The following is a 3,834-nucleotide window of genomic DNA, read 5'->3' as shown; positions in this document are numbered from 1 at the left end:
CCACTTATCGATCAACTTCGGAGAAGACAACTGCAGCTCTCTCGCCAATCCGACCTTGTTCTCCCCAGACAGGAACCGCTGGACTGCATCGAGTTTGAACTCGAATGAGAACACCCGTTTGGTTGGTTTCGCCACCAGCGTCGTACCTCCGCGAACTCGCCATCGGTCATATAGCCGCCCGGTCGCTTTCGGGCTCACGCCAAGCCGAGTTCCTACAGCTTTGGCGCCCCAACCGGTCTCAAACAACGCTACCGCCACCTCACGCTGCTCCTCAGACAACGAACTGCTCTTGAACATAAAACTGCTCCCCGTAAGTCAGAACTGAATTCTCAGTCCAACTTTCGGGGAGCAGTTCACTGTGGCGGAATCCCTCCTTGGGAGAGTGCAGGACACCTGCCGGCAGCCGGACTGCCCGGCGCAGGGTCTCGACTCAGCCGGCCTGTGCCGGCCAGGTTCTACTTGCCGGGCTTGTCTGTGCCGTTGTTCAGGCTGGCCGCGATGTTGCGTACGGCCGTTTTGGCGTCGGTGGCAACCTTGTCGGCGGCGTCAGCGGCGTTGCCGGCGGCGTCCTTGGCCGTTTCCGTGGCTTTGTCCGCCGCGGTGGTTGCGGAATCGGAAGCCTCCTTGGATGCCTCAGCCGCGGAGTCCGCTGCCGCTACAGTCGCGGAACCGGCCTTGTCGGCGGCGTCCTTCAGCGATTCGCCAGCCGGGGCGGCCGTGGGGGCGGGCTTTACCGGCGTCGGCACCTTCCAAGGGTCCTCCACCGGCCTGGACGCCCGCCAGGCGGCGACACCGGCTGCAACGGCGGCAGCGATGATGCCGAAGATCAGCAGGCCGCGGTGCTTGGGCTTCTGCTGCTTGGCGAGCTTGGCATTAGCCGTCTTGGTGACCTCGGTGGCGGCCGCCTTGATGTTCTTGCTGGCGTTCTTGCCTGCCTTCTTGGCGTGTCCCTTGACGGCCTGGGCCTGCGTCTGGACGCCGGTGACAACACCGGAATCAACAAGCTTCTGTGCGACGGCGTCCACGTGGGCCGGGGCGTTTTCCAACGTGCGGTGGACGGCCACGGAAGCCTGCCCGATCTGGTCGGAAAGCCTGGGCAGGTACTCGACAACAACCCGGTCGCGTGCATTGGCGATGACCGGGGCTGCCTTGTCCACAGCTTCGTGCAGGCGCGGGGTCGCGCTGTCCGCGGCATCGTGGATCCTCGGCGCCAGCTGGGCCAGGCCATCCTGAAGGCGGGGAGTGACAGTGGCAACGCCGCCGGCCAGATTGTGGGCCGCCGACTTGAGGCCCTCCTGGATCTTGGGAGAGGCGGTGTCCAGTCCGTGCTGCAGGCGGGGAACAGCCCAGTTCACGGCAGCCTCAACCCGCGGGGCCGCCCAATCCTTGGCGCTGTCTACTCCGGTGCTCACTGACTGCTCCAGGTCACGGGCAATACGATCCGTTTTCTTCACAACTACCTCCCGATTAATGTGACGGTTCTGCAGTTAGCCTACGTGTCTAGGAACGCACCGGCTATTCTTCAGGCCGATTTCCAGTGGATTTCACCCAGCGCGGAACTGACTGCGCGGCCCTATGCGGGCGGAGCCGTCATGGAAGAATGGGCCCTATGACTGCCAACGCAACCGCAAAAGCCACTATCCACACGAGCCTCGGCGACATCGTCGTCAACCTCTTTGGCAACCACGCGCCGAAGACCGTCGACAACTTCGTCGGGCTGGCCACCGGTGAGAAGGCCTGGACCCACCCGGAAACGGGCGAGGACAAGACCGGCACGCCGCTCTACAACGGCACCATCTTCCACCGCATCATCAAGGACTTCATGATCCAGGCCGGCGATCCCCTGGGCCGCGGCACCGGTGGACCGGGCTACAAGTTCGACGATGAGATCCACCCGGAACTGACTTTCAACGAGCCGTACAAGCTGGCCATGGCCAACGCCGGCGTCCAGATGGGCCGCGGCACGAACGGTTCGCAGTTCTTCATCACCACCATCCCCACCGGCTGGCTGCAGGGCAAGCACAGCATCTTCGGTGAGGTCGCCGATGACGAATCCAAGAAGGTCGTCGACGCGATCGAAGGCGTCCGCACCGGCATGGGCGACCGCCCCGTCGAGGATGTCACCATTAACAGCATTGACATCGAAAAGCTCTAACCCACCACCATGAGCTACGGAATTCCGGCGGCAGAGCCGTCCGCAGAGGTCCCGGTATGCCCCAGGCACCCGGACCGGCCCGCCTATGTGCGTTGCCAGCGGTGCGGGCGCCCTGCGTGCCCCGACTGCCAGCGGGCGGCCGCCGTCGGATTCCAATGCGTTGACTGTGTCAATGAAACCAAGCGCACGACGCCGGCCGTCAGGACCGTCTACGGCGGCGCCGTGACCGCCGGCAAACCCGTGGTCACTTACGTGATCATCGCGCTGTGTGCCCTTGTCTATGCGCTGCAGTGGATAGTCCCCAACGACGGGATTTACCAGCAACTGGCCTACGCTCCCGCCCTGACCGGCGTTGAACCGTGGCGGATGCTCACTTCGGCGTTCCTGCACTCGCAGGGATTCCTGCTCCACATCGTCCTGAACATGTACACGCTGTGGATATTCGGCCAGATCCTTGAGCCGCTGCTGGGCCACGCCCGCTTCCTGGCCATCTACCTGCTCTCGGCCGTCGGCGGCTCCGTCGGCTTCCTCCTGCTGACCCCGGTGTATCCGGTGAACGGCCCGGTGGGCCTCGTCGGCGCCTCCGGTGCCATCTTCGGCCTGTTCGGCGCCCTGCTGGTGGTCCAGCGCCAACGCGGCGGCGAGGTCCGCCAGCTCCTGGTCCTGATTGCCATCAACGGCGTCATCGGCTTCATGGTCCCGCAGATCGCCTGGCAGGCCCATCTCGGCGGCCTCGTCACCGGCGCCCTGAGCGCCGCCGTCATTGCCTACACCCCCCGTGGCCCGCGGCAGACCCTGCTGCAGGCAATCGGCCTCGCCGTGGTCCTGGCCTTGGTGATCGCCGTGTCCGTCGTGCGGATGGCCGGCGCCGGCGCTTAGCCCGCTCCTGCCGAAGTCCCCGGCCGCAATCGGCCGCAATTGAACGCCCGGCCCCCTTCACTCTTTCCCAGTGTTTCTCTCGCTGGGGTTCCTTGGCTGTTCCCTCCGTTTTGCGGACCTTTCCCCCTGTAACCCCCGGGCCGGATCCCGCACCTGAATTCCCAGGTGCGGATCCGAGAGTTTTCCACAGCGGTTATCCACATTGTTAATAACTTACAAGCGTGTAGTTCACTGTGACGAACCGGCTCTGACCGCCCGGGCTGGCGATTATCCAGCTTGCAGGCGATGCTGCCGACCCGATCTCCACACCTGTGGATAACTTCTGTGGGTTGCCCTGTGAGTAAGTGGACAACTTTGCCCGCGCAGCCCTGTTGCCTGGCGCCGGGCGGCGCCAGCCCTGTTCCAGCCCTGCGCCGCGGGCACTCCAGGGAGTAGTCCACAGAACGGCGCCACGGGCACGCCAGGGACCGGTGCCTCAGGACCTCCAGCCGGCGCCGCGTCCAGGCCGCACTCCCAGCGCCGTCGCCCCCCACAGGCCCCCCGCGTCGGCGGCAGGTCACCACGGGCCGTCGGACGGCCGCGGTGCGTATTTCAACAGGGTTATTCACAGTGTTAATAACTTGATGGTCTGAGCATCCGCGGGATTCAACCCGGCTCATGGCCCGGCAGAGGGGATTGCGGTTCCTAAGCACCGGCTGTTATCCCCAGCTGTGGATAACTTGTGGGTAGTGGCCTGTTATTAAGTGGATAACTCGTCCGTTGCGGCTGGTGTCGGGATGGGCCAGAATGTCGGGCGGCCG

4 protein-coding genes are annotated in these 3,834 nt (G+C 64.6%); 2 read left to right on the top strand and 2 right to left on the bottom strand.

What is annotated here, in order from left to right:
- Positions 1 to 297, bottom strand: a 297-nt coding sequence (locus Y706_RS29885; RefSeq protein WP_216699163.1) for a hypothetical protein, incomplete at its 3' end; no start/stop codon positions are given.
- Between the two features lie 158 nt (positions 298 to 455).
- The gene (locus Y706_RS0121745; protein ID WP_028278237.1) at positions 456 to 1,454 is read right to left on the bottom strand and encodes a hypothetical protein; all 999 of its coding nucleotides are present in this window, start codon (positions 1,452 to 1,454) and stop codon (positions 456 to 458) included.
- A gap of 155 nt (positions 1,455 to 1,609) precedes the next feature.
- On the opposite strand from Y706_RS0121745, the gene Y706_RS0121740 reads away from it, so the two are divergent.
- Both Y706_RS0121740 and Y706_RS0121735 read left to right on the top strand, forming a co-directional pair.
- Entirely contained in the window at positions 1,610 to 2,155 is a 546-nt protein-coding gene (locus Y706_RS0121740) for a peptidylprolyl isomerase (protein WP_026538031.1), read from the top strand.
- A gap of 9 nt (positions 2,156 to 2,164) precedes the next feature.
- The gene (locus Y706_RS0121735; RefSeq protein ID WP_028278236.1) at positions 2,165 to 3,034 is read left to right on the top strand and encodes a rhomboid family intramembrane serine protease; all 870 of its coding nucleotides are present in this window, start codon (positions 2,165 to 2,167) and stop codon (positions 3,032 to 3,034) included.
- Positions 3,035 to 3,834: the final 800 nt, after the last annotated feature.

Source organism: Arthrobacter sp. I3 (genome assembly GCF_000520575.1).
Taxonomy (GTDB): domain Bacteria; phylum Actinomycetota; class Actinomycetes; order Actinomycetales; family Micrococcaceae; genus Arthrobacter; species Arthrobacter humicola_A.
The sequence above is the reverse complement of the archived record's forward strand: the minus strand, read 5'-3'. Positions and strand labels throughout refer to the sequence as shown.